Source organism: Rhizobium cauense (assembly GCF_019511525.1).
Lineage (GTDB): Bacteria > Pseudomonadota > Alphaproteobacteria > Rhizobiales > Rhizobiaceae > Rhizobium > Rhizobium cauense.
In genome coordinates this window covers 287,867-307,143 of the sequence record NZ_JAEUAT010000003.1, presented here as the reverse complement: position 1 = coordinate 307,143, position 19,277 = coordinate 287,867, and the positions used below count along the sequence as shown (strand labels likewise).

Below are 19,277 nucleotides of genomic sequence, written 5' to 3'. Positions count from 1 at the left end.
TTTTTAGGAGGAGATACCCATGCTTAAGCTGAAACGCCGTGCGTTTCTGGCCGGGACTTCGGCCGTCTTCATTCTTCCAGCCCTGCCGAGCTTCGCCGGCGGCTACAATGAGGCCGCCAGCCTCAAGGAGCAGACCTCCAAGGGCGCGTTGCCACCGATAAAGGACCGGCTTCCTGAAAACCCGCTCGTGGTCAAGCCGGTCGAGAGTGTCGGCAAGTATGGCGGCGACTGGAAGCTCGCCCTTGTCGGTGGTGGCTCCTTGTCACACCTGTTCCGCTACCAGGCATATGAGCCCCTGGTGCGCTATACACCTGATTGGTCGGGTATCACCCTTAACGTTGCCGAGGCATTCGACGGCAACGAGGATGCAACGGTTTACACCATCCGCCTTCGCAAGGGCATGAAGTGGTCGGACGGCCAGCCCTACACGACGGCCGACGTCAAATTCTGGTACGACACGGTTCTGTCTGACAAGCGCGTTGCCATTACAGGACAAGGCCATTGGAAAACCGACGGCAAGCCGGCCAAGCTCGACATTGTCAACGAACAGACGTTCAAGGTGACGTTCCCGAGACCAAACGGCCTCTTCCCCCTTCAAATGGCCTGGTCGAACAATGACCACACAACCCGCTGCCCCAAGCACTATCTCGAGCAGTTCCACATTGACTACAATCCCAAGGCCGACGAGGTGGCCAAACAGCGCGGCTTCCAGAGCTGGATAGCTGCGTTCCAGTCGATGGCCGGTTTCCAGGACGACAATTCCTTCTTCCTGAACTCGTCGGCAAAACCCTGTCTGTTTGCCTGGAAGTTCACGGTTGCCCCCGGTGAAAACACCGAACGGGCGGTCGCCGAGCGAAACCCTTATTACTTCAAGGTCGACACGGAAGGGAACCAGCTCCCTTACATGGACCGTATCGTCTACCAGATGGTCGCCGATCCGCAGGTCTTGCTCCTGAAGACGATGCAGGGCGAGATCGACATGATGGACCTGTACATCGCCACGCCGAACAACAAGGCGGTCCTTTATGATGCACGCCAGCAGGGCGGATATGACTTCTACACGCTGACCTCGACCGAGGCCAATGTGATGACGTTCATCTTCAATCTCAATCACGAGGACGAGACAAAGCGGGCCCTCTTCCGCAACAAGAATTTTCGTGCGGCAATGTCGACGGCACTTGATCGCCAGACATTGATCGATGCGGTTCTCGTCGGGCAAGGCGCGCCAGCACAGCCATCGATCAAGCAGGGCGACCCTCTCTACAACGAACAGCTTGCCACTCAGTTCACGGCCTACGATGTCGAAAAGGCAAACGCCATGCTCGACGAGATCATTCCCAAACGGGATGATCAGAACTACCGGCTGGACGACAAGGACCGTCGCCTGACGATCATCTTCGAGATCGATCAGGCACGCGCAATCTTCCTCGATCTGTTCCAGCTTGTGATCCCCATGTTCCAGGCTGTTGGTATCGACGCGCAAATGCGCACCATGGACAGGTCCCTGTGGGAAACGCGTGTCAGGCAGGGACGCAGCTTCGACGCAACAGCCCACCAGTTCGGAGCAAATGGCGGCGTCGCTGCCATGCTCGACCCGCGCTATTACGCACCGACCGACAGCAACGCATTTTACGCGCCGGCCTGGGCTCTCTGGTACGTTGACCCGACGAATGCCAATGCAGAAGAGCCACCCGCAGAGACCAAGAAGCAGCTGGACCTCTACAACCAGCTCAAGGCGAAGCCCGATAAGGCTGGGCAGCAGGAAATCATGAAGCAGTTGCTTCAAGGTGCGGCCGAGAACTTCTACGTCTTTGGGGTTTCGCAGCCTCCGGACAGCTACGGGATCGTCAAAAACGAGATGAAGAACATCACGAAGACCATGCCGAGCTCGTTCGGGTGGCCGACCCCGGCCCCGACCATGCCGGAACAGTTCTACAAGGCCTGAGGGCTACAAACAATCAGACCCTGCCAAGGCGCCTGCAACTGCAGGCGCCGAGCGCTACCTCTTTGTCAACAATTCGGATCACGGATATGCTTGAAGCAAGACGACAGAACATGGACACTCTGAGGACGCCGGAGTGGTACAAGACCGCGACGCGCTGGACGCAGTTGACCTTCGTTGAAGACGACCCCGTCCGCTACGACCCGGCGTTCTGGATCGACGTGTTCAAGCGTACCAAGTCCAACGCAGTCTGCCTCAGTGCCGGCGGTTACATCGCGTTCTATCCGAGCGAAATTCCATTTCACTACGTATCGCAGCATCTCGGAGACACCGACATCTTCGGTGCGCTCGTCGATGCCGCACGCAAGCTCGACATGCATGTCATGGCCCGCGTCGATCCGCACGCAATTCACAGCGACGCTGCGAAGGCGCATCCGGAATGGGTCATGGTCAACGCCAACGGGACACCTCGCGAGCACTGGGCCTATCCTGATATTTGGGTCACGAATGCCTACGGCGAATACAACACCGTCTTCATGCCCGAGGTCGTCAAGGAGATTGTCCGCAAATACGATATCGACGCGATCTTCGCCAATCGCTGGCAGGGACATGGCGTCGACTACAGCGAAGACAGCGCCCGTCGTTTCAAGAACATGTTTGGCCACAACCTGCCCGTCAAGGCAGACACCCAGGATCCGGCCTGGCAGGCGTGGCTGCAATGGCGCCGGCGTGTCCTGACGGATATCATCGCCCAGTGGGACGATGCCGTGAAGGCGATCAAGCCCCATGCGAGCTTCATTCCGAACATGGCGGGATCGTCACTGATGGAATTCGATCTCGACGTCATCAAGAAGCATTGCCCGTTCCTCGTCGTCGACCATCAGGGACGCCGTGGCGTCGAACTTGGATGGTCGGCCGGCCGGAATGGCAAGCGGATCCGCGCCACCTTCCCCGACCGCCCCGTTGTGCTCATTACCTCGATCGGACCGGAGGAAGAATACCGTTGGAAGGATGCTGTGACAGCACCAGAGGAAATGCAGCTCTGGGTCAACGACGGGACAGCACACGGGCTCTATGCCTGGTTCACCAAGTTCAACGGCGTCGTGCCCGACAAGCGTTGGGTGGAGCCGATCACTGACTCCTTCCACCTTCAGGCTGCCGTGGAACCGGTTTTCGAGGCGACCTCGCCGTCCGCCGAGATCGCGGTCATCGATCCGTCGACGACGCTTCGCCACTGGGCGCCGGAAGAGCGGAGCAATGGCGAAAAGCACGACCTCGGATTCTACCATGCGCTGGTCGAGGCACGCCTGCCTTTCGAACTTCTGTCCGACCAGGTTTTGACAAAAGAGAACCTTGATCGCTTCAAGGTGATCGTTCTTGCCAATGCCGCATGCCTGTCCGACGCTCAGATCGAGGCTATCCGGCAATATGTCGATCGCGGGGGCAGCGTTGTTGGCACCTTCGAGACATCGCTCAGGGACGAGAACGGAAAGCTGCGAAATGACTTCGGACTGTCGGACGTATTCGGAGCGACACTCGTTTCCGGACCTCGCGGCATCGTCAAGAATACCTATGTCGCGCTGTCGGGAAACCACCCGCTCAACGAAGGTTATGATGGCGCCGAACGGATCATGGGCGGGACGCGCCTCATCGATGTCGACGTCAAGGGTGATGCCGTTACACCCTTCCTCTATGTGCCTGACTTCCCGGACCTGCCAATGGAGGAGGTCTACCCCAGACAGGAACCGAAGGGGGCCGGGGTTATCGCACGCGAGACCGGCAATGGTGGCCGCGCGGTTTTCATCCCATGGAACATCGGCGAGATCTTCTGGGAGGTCATGGCTGCTGACCACGGCCGGCTGATCGCAAATGCCGTTCGCTGGGCGCTCGGCAAGGACCCGCGCATCACGGTCAAAGGCTCAGGGGTTCTTGATCTTGCCATGAGAGAGAACGCTGAAGGCGTGGCGCTCTCCATGCTCAACCTGACAAACCCGATGATGATGAAGGGACCAGTTCGCGAGAACTACCCGCTTCCGGCACAAACGGTTTCCCTGGAGGTTCCTGACGGAAAGTCCGTTGCGAAGGCGTGGCTCGTCCTGGCGGATCGTGCAGCACCCTTCAGCATCAAGGACGGTCGCGCAGAAATCGAGGTTGCCGCGATCGACCGGCTGGAAGTGGTGCACGTCACCTGGAAATAATGGAGCAAGATTCTCCGCCCCGGCTTGGAGGAAGCCGGGGCGGAGAGAAAACCTGGCAACAGGCGCCTGCAGACGCCTGTCTCGAGGGAGGAGATACCACCTCATGCTTGCCTACATTCTGAAGCGCATGTTTTACATGATCCCGACCTTGATCGGCATGTCGCTGATCTCCTTCATGATCATCCAGCTACCCCCTGGCGACTATCTGACCTCGATGATCGCGACCATGAGCGAAAGCGGCCAGGCCGTTGATCCGGCCCAGATTGCCAGGCTGAAGGAAATCTACGGCTTCGATGACCCGTTCTACATCCAGTACCTCAAGTGGATGTGGGGGATCGTGAGCCGCGGTGACTTCGGATGGTCCTTCGAATGGAACCAGCCTGTTTCAGGACTGATCTGGGCGCGCATGGGATCGACGCTGGTCATTTCGCTTCTGAGCCTCATCTTTGTCTGGATCGTTGCCTTGCCGATCGGAATTTATTCAGCGGTTCGCCGTCATTCTGTCGGCGATCACGTCTTCACCTTTCTCGGCTTCATCGGACTTGCGATCCCCAATTTCATTCTTGCGCTGGCGTTGATGTACGTCGCGTACCGTTTTCTCGGCCAAAGCGTCGGAGGCCTGAATTCCCCTGAATTTGCCGAGGCGCCATGGTCTTTCGCAAAGGCCATCGACTTCCTGCATCATCTTTGGATTCCGATCATCATCATCGGCGCATCCGGTACCGCCGCCCTGATCCGTATCCTGCGCGCAAACCTGACCGACGAGTTGCATAAGCCCTATGTCGTGACGGCGCGCGCCAAGGGTCTTCCTGAATACAAGGTCATTCTGAAGTATCCCGTGCGCATCGCATTGAACCCCTTCGTCTCGGCAATTGGATGGGTCCTGCCCCATCTTGTCTCCGGCGTTACAATCATTGCCATCGTGTTGAACTTGCCGACCGCAGGCCCACTCCTCTTCCGCGCTCTTGTCTCGCAGGACATGTACCTGGCCGGTAGCTTCATCTTGCTTTTGTCTGCGCTGACGTTGGTGGGCGTTCTGCTTTCCGACCTGTTGCTTGCGCTCCTCGATCCGCGCATCCGGTTCAACTGAGGAGGCGGCCATGACAGCGAACAAGAACATTTCCGTCAACGACGTTCACCCACAGGCCGCTCTCGAAGGTCCCTCGATCAGCCCGCTCAAACAGGGGCGTGCCGTGTCGACCGCGGCCGTTGGCCCGTGGCGGCTGGTCTTCGGCAAACTGATCCGTCAGAAGGTTGCCATGGTCGCGGGTGCGATCATTGCGCTGCTCTATCTGGTCGCCCTCTTTGCAGAGTTCCTGGCACCGGCCCTGCCCGCAACCGCAAAGCCCCAGTACACTTATGCTCCACCGCAGGCGATCCGGTTCTTCGTCACCAATCCCGATGGCAGTTCCGAGTTCAATCTCCACGTAAAGGGCTACAAGGTAGAGATCGACAAGGTCGCACTGCGTCGTACCTTTGTGACTGATGATACAAAGGTCGTCCCGATCGGGTTCTTCGTGAAAGGCCCGGCCTACAAACTCTGGAACCTCTTTCCAACTACCACGCATTTCATCGGACCGATCAATCCGAATGATCCGATGTATTTGCTGGGCGCGGACAGACTGGGGCGCGATGTCTTCTCCCGGCTCATCTATGGTACGCGTATCTCGATGTCGATCGGTCTCGTCGGCGTTGCAATGTCCCTTGTCCTCGGTGTGGTCATCGGTTCGATCTCCGGCTTTTACGGCGGTTGGGTTGACACCGCGATCCAGCGGGTCATCGAGGTCATCAGTGCAATGCCGACAATTCCGCTGTGGCTCGGATTGGCTGCCGCAATTCCACTGACATGGTCTCCCGTCAGCGTCTACTTCGTCATCACGGTCATCGTCTCCCTTCTCGGTTGGACGTCACTTGCCCGCGAGGTGCGTGGTCGTTTTCTGGCCCTTCGAAGCGAGGATTTCGTCACGGCGGCCAAGCTCGACGGTTCAAACGAAATGCGGTTGATCTTCCGGCATATCCTTCCGTCACTGACGAGCCACATCCTGGCCGTCGTCACCCTTGCGGTGCCAACGATGATCGTAGCCGAAACCTCTCTCTCGTTCCTCGGTATCGGCCTGAAGCCACCGGTCGTCAGTTGGGGTGTCCTCCTCCAGGATGCACAGAACATTCGCACGGTGGCGACCGCTCCCTGGCTGCTGATCTGGCCCTCGTTGGCGGTGGTGGTCGCGGTCCTTTCGTTCAACTTCTTCGGTGACGGACTGCGCGATGCAGCCGACCCCTACGACAATTGAGGAGGAAACAAATGTCCGACCTAACAGATGACGTCGTCCTCAGCGTCGAAAACCTGTCGATCGACTTCAGCCTTCGGACCCACATCCTGCACGCCGTGGAAAAGGTCAGCTTTCAGCTGCGTCGCGGCAAGACCCTTTGCCTTGTCGGGGAAAGCGGGTCGGGCAAGAGCGTGACAGCCCGGTCGCTTCTTCAGATCGTCGACAGACCCGGCCGCATTGTCGCGGGTCGCATTGTCCTCACGGAGGCTGGCGGCGAGACGGATATTGCCTCGCTTGCGCCGACCAGCCGCGCAATGCGTGCTATTCGCGGCAAGCGTATCGGTCTGATTTTCCAGGAGCCGATGAGTTCCCTGTCACCCGTCCATACCATCGGCTCCCAGATCGTGGAGGCGATCAGGCTGCACAGCGACCTCGACAGGAAGGCGGCCCGAGCCCGCATGATCGACCTCTTGCGCCAGGTGGAGATTCCAAACCCCGAGACGATGGGCGATCGCTATACCTTCGAATTCTCCGGCGGCATGCGGCAGCGGGCGATGATCGCAATGGCGCTGGCGGCAAACCCGGATATCCTGATTGCGGACGAACCGACGACAGCGCTCGACGTGACTACCCAGGCAGAGATTCTCGACCTCATCAAACGCCTTCAGGTCGACCGTGGAATGGCGATGCTTCTCATCACCCACGACATGGGCGTTGTGGCAGAGGTTGCCGATGAGGTCGCCGTGATGCGCTTCGGGCGGATTGTCGAGGCGGGCACCGTCGATGCGATCTTTCATGATCCGCAGCACTCCTATACCCGCCAGCTTCTTGCCTCGACGGTCAAACTTACGCATCACGCCGAAGGCGTCGTGCCTGCCGCGCCCGCCGCGAGCGCACCGCCCGCGCCCGTGCTTTCGGTCCGCAATCTGAGCAAGGTCTTCGGCTGGCACGGGACGACCAATACACTCAAGGCCGTCGACGATGCGAGCTTTGACCTCTATCCCGGAGAAAACCTTGGCATCGTTGGTGAAAGTGGCTCCGGCAAGACGACACTCGGACGGTTGATCCTGAGGACAGTAGAGCCGACCACTGGTTCCGTGATCTTCCGGGGAAAAGACGGTCACGAGACGGATGTCACGAGACTTGGAAAGAAGGAGCTTCGCGCCTTCCATCGCGAGGTGCGGCTGGTCTTCCAGGATCCGTTTTCCTCCCTCAATCCACGCATGACCGTAAAAGAGGTGATCGGCGACCCGCTCGTCGTCAATGGCTTGGCAAAGGGTAAGGCCTTGGAAGAGCGCGTCGCCGAACTGATGCGGCTCGTCGGCCTCGATCCGCTGGCGATGGAGCGCTATCCGCATGCGTTTTCGGGCGGGCAGCGCCAGAGGATCTGCATCGCCCGGGCGCTGGCACTTGATCCGAAGATCATCATTGCCGACGAGGCGACAGCAGCGCTCGACGTATCGATCCGCAGCCAGATCCTCGATCTCCTGCTCGACATCCGCCAGCGGCTTGCCCTGAGCTTCCTGTTCATCTCGCACGACATCTCGGTCGTGCGATATTTTTGCGACCGGGTCGCGGTCATGCATCGTGGCAAGATCGTCGAAATCGGCGACGCCGCCCAGATCTGCACGGATCCGCGCGAGGCCTACACCAGAAGCCTGATCTCAGCCGTTCCCAACCCTGATCCACGTGACAAGCGTCTCATGCACCGTCAGCGTTTCGTTGCGCCGGCCAATGCATAGGAAGGAAAATACGTGCCAAAATTTTCTGCCAATCTTTCATTTCTATACCAGGACCTGCCGTTCCTCGATCGGTTCGAAGCCGCTGCAAGGGACGGGTTCGGAGCACTCGAATATCTTGGCCCCTATGCTGAGCCGAAGGAGAAGGTGGCGGAAGCATTGACGTCAAGCGGACTTAAACAGGCGCTCTTCAATGTCCCCTCCGGCGATTGGGCGGGTGGCGAACGTGGCATTGCCTGCCTGCCCGATCGTGTCGAGGAATTTCGGGCGGGCGTCACGCAGGCGATCGACTACGCGACAGTGCTTTCCTGCCGACAGTTGAATGTCATTTCCGGCCTTGTCCCTGCAGGTGCCGATCTTGGCAGCCTGGAGGAGGTTCTTGTCGAAAATCTCAAATACGCTTCGGTCCGATGTGCGGATGCCGGGATCCGACTGCTGATTGAGCCAATCAATCTGCGCGACATCCCTGGCTTCTTCCTGTCGCGGACGGATCACGCCGAGCAGATCCTCGACAAGGTCGGTTCGGACAATCTCTATATCCAGTACGATTTCTACCACATGCAGATCATGCAGGGCGACCTGATCCCGACCTTCGCGCGACTGAAGGACAGAATCGCCCATGTCCAGATCGCAGATAATCCGGGACGAAACGAACCCGGCACCGGCGAGATCAACTACCCCTTCATCTTCGCAGAGCTTGACCGGCTTGGGTACGACGGTTGGGTCGGCTGCGAATACAAATCGAAATCCGGCACCAGCGAAGGCCTTGGCTGGATGACCCCCTATCGGAAGTGAGCGAGACATGAACATTGGTTTTATCGGACTGGGCGTCATGGGACGCCCGATGGCTGAACACCTGATCGACGCGGGCCATCAGGTCAACCTCAGCCGTGTGAAGCAGGCATCGGAGTATCTCGTCACCAAGGGCGGCAAAACCATCGACAGCGCCAAAGCTGTGGCAGAGACTTCAGACATCATCATCCTGATGTTGCCGGATACGCCAGACGTCGAAGCTGTCCTTTTCGGCGAGAACGGCGTCGCCTCGGGTCTTTCGGCGGGCAAGCTGGTCATTGACATGAGTTCGATTTCGCCGGTCGCCACGAAGGATTTCGCGACCCGCGTTGAAGCACTCGACTGTGACTATCTGGACGCGCCGGTATCGGGAGGCGAAGTTGGTGCCAAGGCGGCCTCGTTGACGATCATGGTCGGTGGCAAGGAACACGCTTTTGAACGGGCAAAGCCACTTTTCGAGACGATGGGTAAGAACATCACTCTCATCGGCGGTGTCGGTGACGGTCAAACCGCAAAGGTCGCCAACCAGATCATTGTCGGACTGACAATCGAGGCCGTGTCCGAAGCACTTCTATTTTCGAAACGGGCCGGCGCCGATCCCGCGAAGGTGCGCCAGGCGCTGATGGGCGGTTTTGCTTCGTCCCGGATCCTCGAAGTTCACGGCGAGCGAATGGTCAAGGAAACGTTCGATCCGGGTTTTCGGATCCGCTTGCACCGAAAGGACATGGCGCTGGCGGTGGACGCTGCCCGTGCACTTGATCTCGCTCTGCCCAACACTGCGGCGACCCAGCAGCTCATGAATGCGGCGGTTGCCTCGGGAGATGGCGACCGCGACCATTCCGCATTGATCAAAACACTCGAACGGCTCTCCGGAGGCGCCCGCTAACCCTATCCACTGACGCTCGGCTTATGCCTCAGCAACCGACGCCAAACCGTCGGACGGCGAAGCCATGGCCGGCATTTCCCAAATCTTGGAGGACCATAGAATGCTGCGTGATGACATCCAGTTCCCCTACGGGGCCGTATATTTTCGAAAATCAAATCCCCCGCAGGAACATTGGGACCGCGACTATGGCGTTGCGGCTGAAGACGGCTTGAACGTCTTTCGCCATTGGTTCATGTGGGGCGCGATCGAGACAGCACCCGGCGTCTATGACTGGGAGGAATATGATCGGCAGCTCGATCTTGCCGCGAAAAATGGGATCAAAACCATCATTGCCGAGATGACACAGACGGTGCCTGATTGGGCAGTGCGCAAGTATGCCCATGCGAACCAGATCACGTCAGATGGCCGGAAACTTAGTTCGAACATGGGCGTGTCGTCAGCGACCGGCGGCTTTGGAAAGAATGGTGGTGGAGTCCTCACCTTGAACTGCCCTGAAGTCCGTGAGGCAGCTGGTCGTTTCCTGACGGCGATGGCCAAGCGCTACAAGGATCATCCGGCTCTTTATGGCTACGACATCTGGAACGAATGCAACTACGCCGAGGACGTCGATTACAGCAACTATACGAAGGCAGCGTTCCGGACTTGGCTCGAGGCAAAATACGGAAACCTCAAGGCGCTCGCCAAGGCATGGTACCGCTACAGTTATGCGGAATGGGACGATATCGAGCCCCCGGTCCAGATGGCAGCCTACCCGGAATGCATCGACTGGCTGCAGTTCAAGCGGGACAACTTCTATGAGCAGATGCAATGGCGCATCGACACGATCCGGTCGGTCGATAGCAAATGCCTGATTGCCGCGCATGGAGTCTCGGGCGCTATTCCCGACATGGCCTCGCATGGCTGCGACGATTGGCTGGCGGCGTCTAAGGTCGAACTCTACGGCTACACCTGGATCCAGGCACGAAAAGGGACTGAACCGTGGAAGACCTGGTACGGCGTCGACATCAATCGCGCTGCAGCCCGTGGAAAACCATTCTGGCACGCAGAGCGCCAGGCTGGACCTCTTTGGCTGCAGCCCCAAGTGATCGGGCGTGACAAGGAAGATGGGCGGGTCGCCGAGCCGGAAGACATTCGGATCTGGAGCATGACGTCTCTTGCCGGGGGTGCACGAGGCATGATGAACCTGCGCTACAGGCCATTGCTCGACGGTCCCCTGTTTGGCGCCTTTGGCGCCTACGGCATGGACGGGTCGCGCACGCCGCGATCCGAGATGCAGGCGTCGCTCGGGAAGTGGGCCAATGACCCTCCCCAGGCATCCCTTTGGGCCGCAAAACCCGTTCGCGGAGAAATTGGGATCATTGTCGTGCGCGAGACGCAGGAGTGGGACTATCTTCTCAACCACGACCGCCAGGAAAAGCCCTACAAGGATGCCATGTGGGGTGCCTACAGGGCGTTCCTCGACCAGGGTGTTCAGCCTGACTGGGTGCATATCGACGACATCGATGCCTACACTGTACTCTACTTCCCCTACCCGATTATGTTTACCTCGGATCAAGCCGACCGGTTGAAAACCTGGGTCGAGAATGGCGGAACGCTGATCTGCGAGGCCTGCCCCGGATATTTTGGCGACCGCGGACATGTAGGTCAGCAACAGCCGAACTTCGGTCTCGATGTGATGTTCGGAGCACGTCAGGTCGATGTCGAGTACATGCCAGATATCGGTGACCGGATCCGGTTCAGTTTCGGCGGCCAAGAGGTCCAGGGCGGAGGCATGCTCCAATCCTATGAGGCAACGAGAGGATCAGCGCGCGGGACGTTCGACGACGGCCGCCTGGCGGTTGTCGAAAATGCCTACGGTGAAGGGCGTACGCTGTTGGTCGGCACAAACCCGTCGGTCGGATACTTTGCGACCAATGGAAAGGCCAACTGGGCGTTCTTTGGAGCGTTGATTGACTGGACCGGCATTGAGCGTCATGCCGCGCTGTCAAATCCGGCGCTTTTTGCACGGGTGCACAGTGGCGTGAAAGGCAGCTTCCTATGGCTTGTCAATCCGACGCGGGAAACTCAATCGACAGAAGTCAAACTCGCCGAGGCCCATGGGCTCATTCAAGCGGGGAAGACCGTTCGATGGCCACTCGGTCATCAAATTCAAGGGGGTAAAATCGAGGTCCCGCCTCGAGACGTTGTCATTCTGCAGATTGGCTAAACCAAAGAAGATACTGGAAGGCGAGCCGCACTGAGCGGCCCGCCTCTAAGCCGACATGGAGTCTGCTGGTTACAATGCTCGTCTCATCTCCTCGCCTGTTTCTCTCGTCCTTGTTTGAAGCCGCTGTAAAAGCGGCTGATCCGTTGACGGGCATGCTTGCCCACCTGCCCCGAAAACCGAAGGGGCGGACGGTGGTTGTCGGGGCTGGGAAGGGAGCTGCCCAAATGGCAAGAGCTCTGGAGACGGTCTGGAACGGACCGCTCGAAGGCATTGTCGTGACCCGCTACGGATACGGATGTCAAACTGACCATGTAGAGATCATTGAAGCGGGCCACCCGGTGCCTGACGCCGCAGGCCTTGCCGGCTCGAAACGGCTGGTCGAGGCTGTAAGGGACCTGTCGGCAGATGACCTCGTCATTGCGCTAATCTCCGGTGGCGCCTCGGCGTTGCTACCCTCGCCACCGGAAGGTCTGACGCTGAAAGACGAAATTGAACTCAACGAAATGCTTCTTGCGTCCGGTGCGCCAATCTCGGCGATGAATGTCGTTCGCACACACTTGTCGACCATCAAGGGCGGACGGTTGGCTGCAGCAACGTTAGCCCCCGTTGTCAGCCTGATCGTCTCGGATATCCCAGGTGACAATCCAGCCTATGTCGGTTCGGGCCCTACCGTGCCCAACCAATCAACCCGGCACGAGGCGCTTGATATCATCGCCCAGTACGGCCTGAAGTTGCCCGAGGCGGCGCTGAAATACCTCAATTCCGAACATGCCACTTCGCCTCGACCGGATGCCCCTGTCCTTAGCCGAAACAGCCACCATATCGTCGCCTCTGCGGCAGTTTCGCTTGAAGCCGCAGCCTCGCTCGCCCGTCAGCAAGGACTTCACGCGGTGATCCTTTCGGACGCAATCGAGGGAGAATCCCGCGATGTGGCGCTCGTCCATGCCTCGATTGCCAGGGAAGTGGTCCTTCGCAACCGACCCTTTGTCAAACCCGTGGTTATCTGTCCGGTGGCGAAACGACCGTGACACTACGCTCGAGAGGCGGCAGGGGTGGCCGCAATGGCGAGTTTGCTCTCGCTGCGGCTCTTGCGCTGGATGGTCTGAATTTCCATTTGCTCGCCGCCGACACCGACGGGATCGATGGGTCTGAACACAATGCTGGAGCCTTCGCCGATGGCACTACCGTCAAGCGATTGCGCGCCTTGGGCGTTGATCCGCGGCGTATCCTTGATGCAAACGACAGCTATACTGCCTTCAGATCGATCGATGACCTTTTCGAGACTGGACCTACTGGAACAAACGTCAATGATTTCCGAGCGATACTACTTGCGTAAGACCCTGTGGGAGCCGCCCAAGTCCAACATCGATTACTCTCGTCTTGTCAAAAAGATGTAGCACGGCCTGTCCCAGCCGGAATTTGATGCGGTCGATATTAAGGGTCGCGGGGGGCTCGAAGGACAATCGTCGCGGTCTGCTCGAATGACGGCCGCGCACTTGGCTCGCCAGCCGACGGATTCATCGTCCTGAAGACAGCTGGAGCACTCCTCAAGCCTTAATGCCCTAGGCAAACATATTTGGGCCGATCTCCTCGGCAACTTCAATGATTACATCCGCAGGGACGTTACTCCTCCTTGCCGCGGCGCGAATGGCTTCAGGATTTGGCGCCTCGTAGAGGCAGTAGGTCTTTTTCCGGTCGGCGCTGAGGAAGGAATAAATCCACTTCACCCCTTCGTCGTCATTGATCAGATTGATTTCCTCGACGCCCTCTTTCGAGAGTTGGAGTTGTTCGGCAAAGTTTCTTTCGATGATATAGCGTGGCATGATAAGCCCCTCTTCTCACCTCTCGCGGCAAACTTCTGATTTCAGTGAATAGTAGACTTCAATCGTTGTTGCAGTCTGACCATTCCCAGTTCGGCCGCAGTTGACCGGGCATGTTCGGATAGAGACATTGCTCTCTTTATCGCGGCTCGGCTACCAATTTTCATTAGGAGTTCTGAATATTCGGCCTCTGCATGCGCGAGCCACGGTCTCGAGCGGATCGCCGAGTTCATCTCAAGGGCATGCTCATAGTGTTTGGAAGCCCGATCAAACTCTCCTAGTGCGACGGACAACATGCCCAGATAGCGGCTTGCTGCACCGAAGCAGACAGTCGCCATGCCGATCGTGACGGTCATCTCCTTGTAGTCGAGCATCAGGTTGTAGAGTGCCCTCGATGCTTCCACGTCCCCCAGACCGGCAGCGACTTCCGCCAGGAACGATAGAGATGCGCTTCGTTTTCCGTCGAGCGGAAGGACGAAGCGTGTGCTGGAAAGGTCTTCCAATCTCCGCTGGGCCGCTTCTCGATAGCCGAGGTCAAAAGCGACCAACGCAAAACCCGGTAGCCAGGTGACTTCGTCCGGGTTTTCCTCGATCAACAATTTCATGACCGGTGCGACTTCTGATAGGCGGCTCTGCTCCCGGCGGATCGCGAACATCTGCATCCCGTAGACACCTTCGGGGGCTACACCAAGAGTATGCTTCCCCAGTTTCAGCGCATCTTCGGCGATCTCTTCCGCTGCAGCGAACCTTCCATCTAGAATTGCCATCATCGCCCGCGCGATCCGAGCGTAGAACTGGACATTGAGATGCTGGCGCTTGGTGCCGAGGTTCTCCAAGGCGTCGACCGCGCGATCCGCTCGTGCGCGATCGCCCAGCTCGGTTGAAACGTAGGTGTCGATAGAAAGCACCCTGGTTAGCACATCGTCATCATCGATTTCCCCCGCCAAGCGCCTTATTTCATCCACGCGGGCTATCCGGTCGTTTCTCTCAACGATGGATTTGACAGGGGAAGCTGTTAGGAATGGCAGAACGGAGAGTTCCACAAGGGAGGTCTTATCGCCAACATCCCGGGCAAGTTCTATTCCAACCTTACTGCATTGTGCGGCTTTCTCACTGTCACTCAGGTAGGCATATGCACGCGCGAGGTGGCTGAGAAGCTGGCAACGCGATCTCTTGTCCTCTGGTTGAACCATAGCCATGGCTTCCTCGAGTAGCGGCAAAGTCTCGGAAAGCGAGTTCGAGGAGAGAAATTGGGAGCCGTCAAGGCCGACCACCGCGCGAACAAAGCCCAGCGTGTCTGCGGCTTTCCGTGCCAATGGGGCGGCCAGCCGATATTTCACCACGGAATCCGTCATGCGGCCTGCAGCGTACAGGGCATCGCCAAGCTTGAGAACTGCGGCGAGCAAGTCCTTCTGCCGATTGGGTACCTCCGGTGCCTGTTCCACGATCGTCAGTGCGTTTTGGAAATGATCGACCGCCTCGTAGTTGGCCGATCTTGCAAGGGCGCGTTCTCCGGCCTTCATCCAATAGGGAAGCGCCAGCTCTATCCGTTGCGCGTTTTCATAGTGCTGGGCAATGAGCTCAGGCTGCGTGACGGTGACGTCCGGATACTGATCGACGAGAACCTTAGCGATGTTCTCGTGGAAATGCCGCCGTCGTCTGTTGAGGAGCGATTGATAGGCCGCGTCCTGAATGAGGGCATGGCGAAAAACGAGAGCGTCGTTGCGCAAGGCGCCGCCGGCGACGACGATTTGGCTAGTCTCAAGGTGGGCTAATGCGCCCTCAAGTGTTCGCTCATCGAGCCCTGCTATCTTCGATAGAAGGTCGCGATCGAACTCCCTACCTATCACCGAGGCAATTTGCGCGACCTCTTTAGCCGTCGTCGGCAAGCGATCCAGACGTGTCATCAGCGATCCCTGCAGACTGTCCGGGATTTCTAGGTTGAGCGAGGTTAACTTTCCGCTCTCCGTGATCGAGCGGGTCAATTCCTCGATGAACAGGGGTATGCCGTCCGTTCGCTCGGAAATCATTTCGACGAGCTCTTCAGGAATGTTGCGGTCCATCGATTCGATCAGCTCACGCATCTGCTCCCGGGTAAGACGACCAATGGAAAGCGTCGTTGCGTGAGCTAGTCCAGTTGTCCAATCCGCGCTCCATTCGGTTCGATGGGTTACGACGATAAGGGCGGATGTCCCATGGAGCCGACCGACGAGTTCTTGCAATACTTCGCTTGTGGACGGGTCCATCCAGTGTGCGTCTTCAACGACCATGAGCACCGGAGCGATCCTGGTCGCAAGCAGCAAACGGTTCGCTATTGTACGGACGAGAATTTCCTTGCGCTGATGGGCGGAGAGCGCAGGCGGCCTGAATTCGTCACCAAGGTCGAGCGAAAGCAGCTCGGCGTATATCGCGCCGACCTCGGAGGGATTCTCGCCGTAGCGGCTCACCAGCTTACGAAACTTCTCGACGCGTGTGTTCTGATCGTCCGTCGGCGCAAATTGCGCGACCCTACTCAGCCGTTCGACGATTGGGTAAAAGGCAGAGGTAGCGTGATAGGGCGAACACTGCAGTCGGATAAGTTCGTGCTGGGTCTCGCGCAGGCGCTCTTCCAAGGCCTCGACGAGGCGCGATTTCCCGATGCCTGCTTCCCCGGACAGGAAGATCATCTGGCCCTGGCCGGATTTCGCCAACTCCCACCGTTCCAGCAGCAAGCCGATCTCGCTGGCGCGGCCGACAAACTTCGAAAGCCCGCTGGGATGCGCGGCTTCGAAGCGGCTTTCCACCTCTCGCTCGCCTCGGACTTCAAATACCGCAACGGGTGAGATGAACCCTTTGAGTTCCCGCTCGCCGAGGTTCATGATTTCGAAGGACTGCCCGGCTAGGCGGCGGGTGCTGTCGGCGACCAGGATTTGGCCGGGGGCGGCGGCCCCTTGTAGGCGTGCCGCCAGATTTGGTGTGTCCCCGGCGATCGATCCGCGTTCATTCACATTGCCGACGGTGTTGCCAACCACCACGTGTCCAGAGGCGATACCGATCCTGGCCTTCAGTGCCTGCGCGTTCGGCGACTGTAGCACGTCGACGGCCGCCATCGCTTCTAGGGCGGCCCGGATCGAGCGCTCGGCGTGATCCTCGTAAGCCATGGGCCATCCGAAATACGCGAGCACGCCATCACCAAGATACTTGGCAACATGTCCTCCGAAACGCGTTACCGCGCCGGCGACACTGTCCTGATAGCGGCGGATCAACTCGTGCATGTCTTCCGGGTCGAGCTGCGCCGACAATGGGGTCGATCCGACCAGGTCGCAGAAGAATACGCTGAGCAGCCGCCTGTCAGCAACTGCGTCAGACGCTTCGGCGGAAGGCGGCTGTTGGTTCGAACGCTGCTGCGTGAGTCCGCTTATCGCAGCCAGGATAATCTTCCTGTGTCCAAGCGAGACCCCGATTTCTCGCAGGTCCGATTCCGCGATGTGAGGTAGCGCTCGCAGATCGACGTCATTCTCAACGAAGGCCGCGGCGTACTTGCCGAGACCAAGTTGGGCTAGCCAATCCTCAATCGTCTGCATCGACCTCAATCCGCTCAACGGTTCCCCAAAAAAAATATCACGAAGGGCGGTATCTTTCCACGCCGTGGCACTGGCAACTCCGCCTCGGGGAATAGAGGGCCTGAAAGTTCGGTTTGGATACCGCCGACAATCGTTTTTAGGGCCAGCGAATAGTAGGATTGTGGACTATCCGCGTCTTTCAGCGCATTCTTTGGGCTCGCAATCGACGGCTTTGGGGAGCGGTTCCGTCGTCTGCGCATCCGTAAACGCCTCTCGTCAACATTCGGAAGCTCGGCTTCAGGAGGGTGTTATGATCAGCGAAAACATCGGCAAGCTGACACAGATTTTTCGCGGTGCTCTTATCGGGCGCGACCATAGCGAGTACGAGGACGCGCGTAGGCTCTACAATGCGATGATCAACAAGCGGCCGCTCTTGATCGCTAAGTGTACGGATGCTGCCGATGTGATTGCCGCCGTAAACTTCGGACGTGATAACGAGCTTCCAATCGCTGTGCGCGGAGGCGGCCATAACGGAGCTGGGTTTGCCAGCGTCGACGACGGTATCGTCATCGACCTGTCGCTAATGCGGGGTGTGCGCGTCGACCCGGCAAAGCGCACAGTTCGCGTTGCTGGCGGTTGTACAACTGGCGAGGTCGACCACGCCACCCACGCCTTTGGACTTGCAATCCCCTTTGGTGTCGTCTCGACTACAGGTGTGGCGGGTCTGACCTTGAACGGCGGCCACGGGTACCTCACCCGCCAATATGGACTTGCCATTGACAATCTAATCGAGGCTGACGTGGTCTTGGCGGACGGCACATTCGTCACCGCCAGCAAAACCGAGCGCTCCGATTTGTTCTGGGGGCTGCGCGGGGGCGGCGGCAATTTTGGGGTCGTCACCAGTTTTCTGTTCGAGGCGCATCCTGCGGACACCGTTTATGCCGGTCCGATCTTTTGGGAGTTGAAGGACGCTCAGAAGGTGATGCGCTGGTACCGCGATTTTTTGGAGACCGCGCCGGACGAGTTCTACGTCTTCCTCGGGCTGCAGACAGTCCCCTCCGCCGATCCGTTCCCAGTTGAGCATCGCGGTAAACGGATCTGCGTACTACTGGTTTCCTACAATGGAGCGGTCGCAGACGGGGAGAAGGCAGTTAACACCGTGCGCAGTGCGCTTCCGCAGCCGATTGTCGACTTTGCCGGTCCGATCCCGTACCCGACACTTCAAGGCATGTTCGACGGACTCTTTCCGAAAGGCCTTCAATGGTATTGGAAGGGCGATTTCGTCAAAACACTCCCGGACGCGGCAATCGATGCGCACATCGAACAGGTGGCTAAGGCGCCCAGCGAAGCTTCGTGCATGCACCTCTACCCGATTGATGCCGCCGTTCATCGCAAGGGAAGAGATGAAACGGCGTGGAATTGTCGGAATGCCACATGGTCGATGGTTATTGCCGGCGTTGACGTCGATCCACACCAGGCGGCGACGCTGAAAAAGTGGGCGACCGACTACTGGCAGGCGGTGCACCCATTCAACCTCGCCGGCGCGTACCCGAACTTCATGATGGATGATGAAGGCGAGGCGCGCCTGAAAGCCACGTACGGCGACAATTACGAGCAACTTGCCGATGTCAAAAAGAAATACGACCCGAGGAACCTGTTCCGGACGAACCACAATATCCGCCCTGCCGGGTGACCGCCAAGGGGCGAAGCCGATTAGTGCGACTTCTATCCTGGCGGCCATTCTGATCCGTGGCTGCCAATTCTCTGCTCTGGCAGCGCAAACTCTTTATTGGCCAAGACATTCATGCCTTGAGGCCGAGCCCACGACCCGCTCTCAGACGAACTCTTAGAGACGTAAGAGGCATTCCAGTCCTCGTCCTCG

11 protein-coding genes and 1 pseudogene are annotated in these 19,277 nt (G+C 58.5%); 10 read left to right on the top strand and 2 right to left on the bottom strand.

Going from position 1 to position 19,277, the window contains the following annotated elements:
- Window positions 1-19: 19 nt before the first annotated feature.
- The 9 genes and pseudogenes from JNB88_RS07475 to JNB88_RS07435 all read left to right on the top strand — a co-directional run bounded on the left by JNB88_RS07475 (window position 20) and on the right by JNB88_RS07435 (window position 13,369).
- Window positions 20-1,945 (top strand): ABC transporter substrate-binding protein, encoded by a 1,926-nt coding sequence (locus JNB88_RS07475; RefSeq protein WP_220354897.1) that lies wholly within the window; start codon window positions 20-22, stop codon window positions 1,943-1,945.
- A gap of 86 nt (window positions 1,946-2,031) precedes the next feature.
- Window positions 2,032-4,140, top strand: coding sequence for an alpha-amylase family protein (locus tag JNB88_RS07470; RefSeq protein ID WP_220354896.1), 2,109 nt, complete (start codon window positions 2,032-2,034; stop codon window positions 4,138-4,140).
- 103 nt (window positions 4,141-4,243) lie between these two features.
- Window positions 4,244-5,230 carry an ABC transporter permease gene (locus tag JNB88_RS07465; RefSeq protein ID WP_220354895.1) on the top strand — a complete coding sequence of 329 codons (987 nt, stop codon included), beginning with the start codon at window positions 4,244-4,246 and terminating at the stop codon, window positions 5,228-5,230.
- A 10-nt stretch (window positions 5,231-5,240) separates the two neighbouring features.
- The gene (locus JNB88_RS07460; protein ID WP_220354894.1) at window positions 5,241-6,431 is read left to right on the top strand and encodes an ABC transporter permease; all 1,191 of its coding nucleotides are present in this window, start codon (window positions 5,241-5,243) and stop codon (window positions 6,429-6,431) included.
- A gap of 11 nt (window positions 6,432-6,442) precedes the next feature.
- The gene (locus JNB88_RS07455; RefSeq protein WP_220354893.1) at window positions 6,443-8,152 is read left to right on the top strand and encodes an ABC transporter ATP-binding protein; all 1,710 of its coding nucleotides are present in this window, start codon (window positions 6,443-6,445) and stop codon (window positions 8,150-8,152) included.
- A 12-nt stretch (window positions 8,153-8,164) separates the two neighbouring features.
- On the top strand, window positions 8,165-8,944 hold the full coding sequence (otnI, locus tag JNB88_RS07450; protein ID WP_220354892.1) for a 2-oxo-tetronate isomerase: 780 nt from the start codon (window positions 8,165-8,167) through the stop codon (window positions 8,942-8,944).
- A gap of 7 nt (window positions 8,945-8,951) precedes the next feature.
- The gene (locus tag JNB88_RS07445) at window positions 8,952-9,827 is read left to right on the top strand and encodes a 2-hydroxy-3-oxopropionate reductase (RefSeq protein WP_220354891.1); all 876 of its coding nucleotides are present in this window, start codon (window positions 8,952-8,954) and stop codon (window positions 9,825-9,827) included.
- A 100-nt stretch (window positions 9,828-9,927) separates the two neighbouring features.
- A complete protein-coding gene (locus JNB88_RS07440; RefSeq protein ID WP_220354890.1) occupies window positions 9,928-12,033 on the top strand; it encodes a beta-galactosidase in 2,106 nt (701 codons plus the stop codon).
- Window positions 12,034-12,107: 74 nt separating this feature from the next.
- Window positions 12,108-13,369: pseudogene (locus tag JNB88_RS07435) on the top strand (glycerate kinase type-2 family protein).
- A gap of 226 nt (window positions 13,370-13,595) precedes the next feature.
- Here JNB88_RS07435 and JNB88_RS07430 read toward each other — a convergent pair.
- On the bottom strand, window positions 13,596-13,856 hold the full coding sequence (locus tag JNB88_RS07430) for a DUF4242 domain-containing protein (RefSeq protein ID WP_220354889.1): 261 nt from the start codon (window positions 13,854-13,856) through the stop codon (window positions 13,596-13,598).
- 41 nt (window positions 13,857-13,897) lie between these two features.
- Window positions 13,898-17,416, bottom strand: coding sequence for an adenylate/guanylate cyclase domain-containing protein (locus JNB88_RS07425; protein ID WP_220354888.1), 3,519 nt, complete (start codon window positions 17,414-17,416; stop codon window positions 13,898-13,900).
- A gap of 391 nt (window positions 17,417-17,807) precedes the next feature.
- On the opposite strand from JNB88_RS07425, the gene JNB88_RS07420 reads away from it, so the two are divergent.
- A complete protein-coding gene (locus JNB88_RS07420; RefSeq protein WP_223217105.1) occupies window positions 17,808-19,088 on the top strand; it encodes an FAD-binding oxidoreductase in 1,281 nt (426 codons plus the stop codon).
- Window positions 19,089-19,277: the final 189 nt, after the last annotated feature.

Excerpts from the sequence above, each read along its gene's own strand:
- JNB88_RS07475 (WP_220354897.1), top strand. The coding sequence starts at position 20 with ATGCTTAAGCTGAAACGCCGTGCGTTTCTGGCCGGGACTTCGGCCGTC.
- JNB88_RS07470 (WP_220354896.1), top strand. The coding sequence starts at position 2,032 with ATGCTTGAAGCAAGACGACAGAACATGGACACTCTGAGGACGCCGGAG.
- JNB88_RS07465 (WP_220354895.1), top strand. The coding sequence starts at position 4,244 with ATGCTTGCCTACATTCTGAAGCGCATGTTTTACATGATCCCGACCTTG.
- JNB88_RS07460 (WP_220354894.1), top strand. The coding sequence starts at position 5,241 with ATGACAGCGAACAAGAACATTTCCGTCAACGACGTTCACCCACAGGCC.
- JNB88_RS07455 (WP_220354893.1), top strand. The coding sequence starts at position 6,443 with ATGTCCGACCTAACAGATGACGTCGTCCTCAGCGTCGAAAACCTGTCG.
- JNB88_RS07445 (WP_220354891.1), top strand. The coding sequence starts at position 8,952 with ATGAACATTGGTTTTATCGGACTGGGCGTCATGGGACGCCCGATGGCT.
- JNB88_RS07440 (WP_220354890.1), top strand. The coding sequence starts at position 9,928 with ATGCTGCGTGATGACATCCAGTTCCCCTACGGGGCCGTATATTTTCGA.
- JNB88_RS07430 (WP_220354889.1), bottom strand. The coding sequence starts at position 13,856 with ATGCCACGCTATATCATCGAAAGAAACTTTGCCGAACAACTCCAACTC.
- JNB88_RS07425 (WP_220354888.1), bottom strand. The coding sequence starts at position 17,416 with ATGCAGACGATTGAGGATTGGCTAGCCCAACTTGGTCTCGGCAAGTAC.
- JNB88_RS07420 (WP_223217105.1), top strand. The coding sequence starts at position 17,808 with ATGATCAACAAGCGGCCGCTCTTGATCGCTAAGTGTACGGATGCTGCC.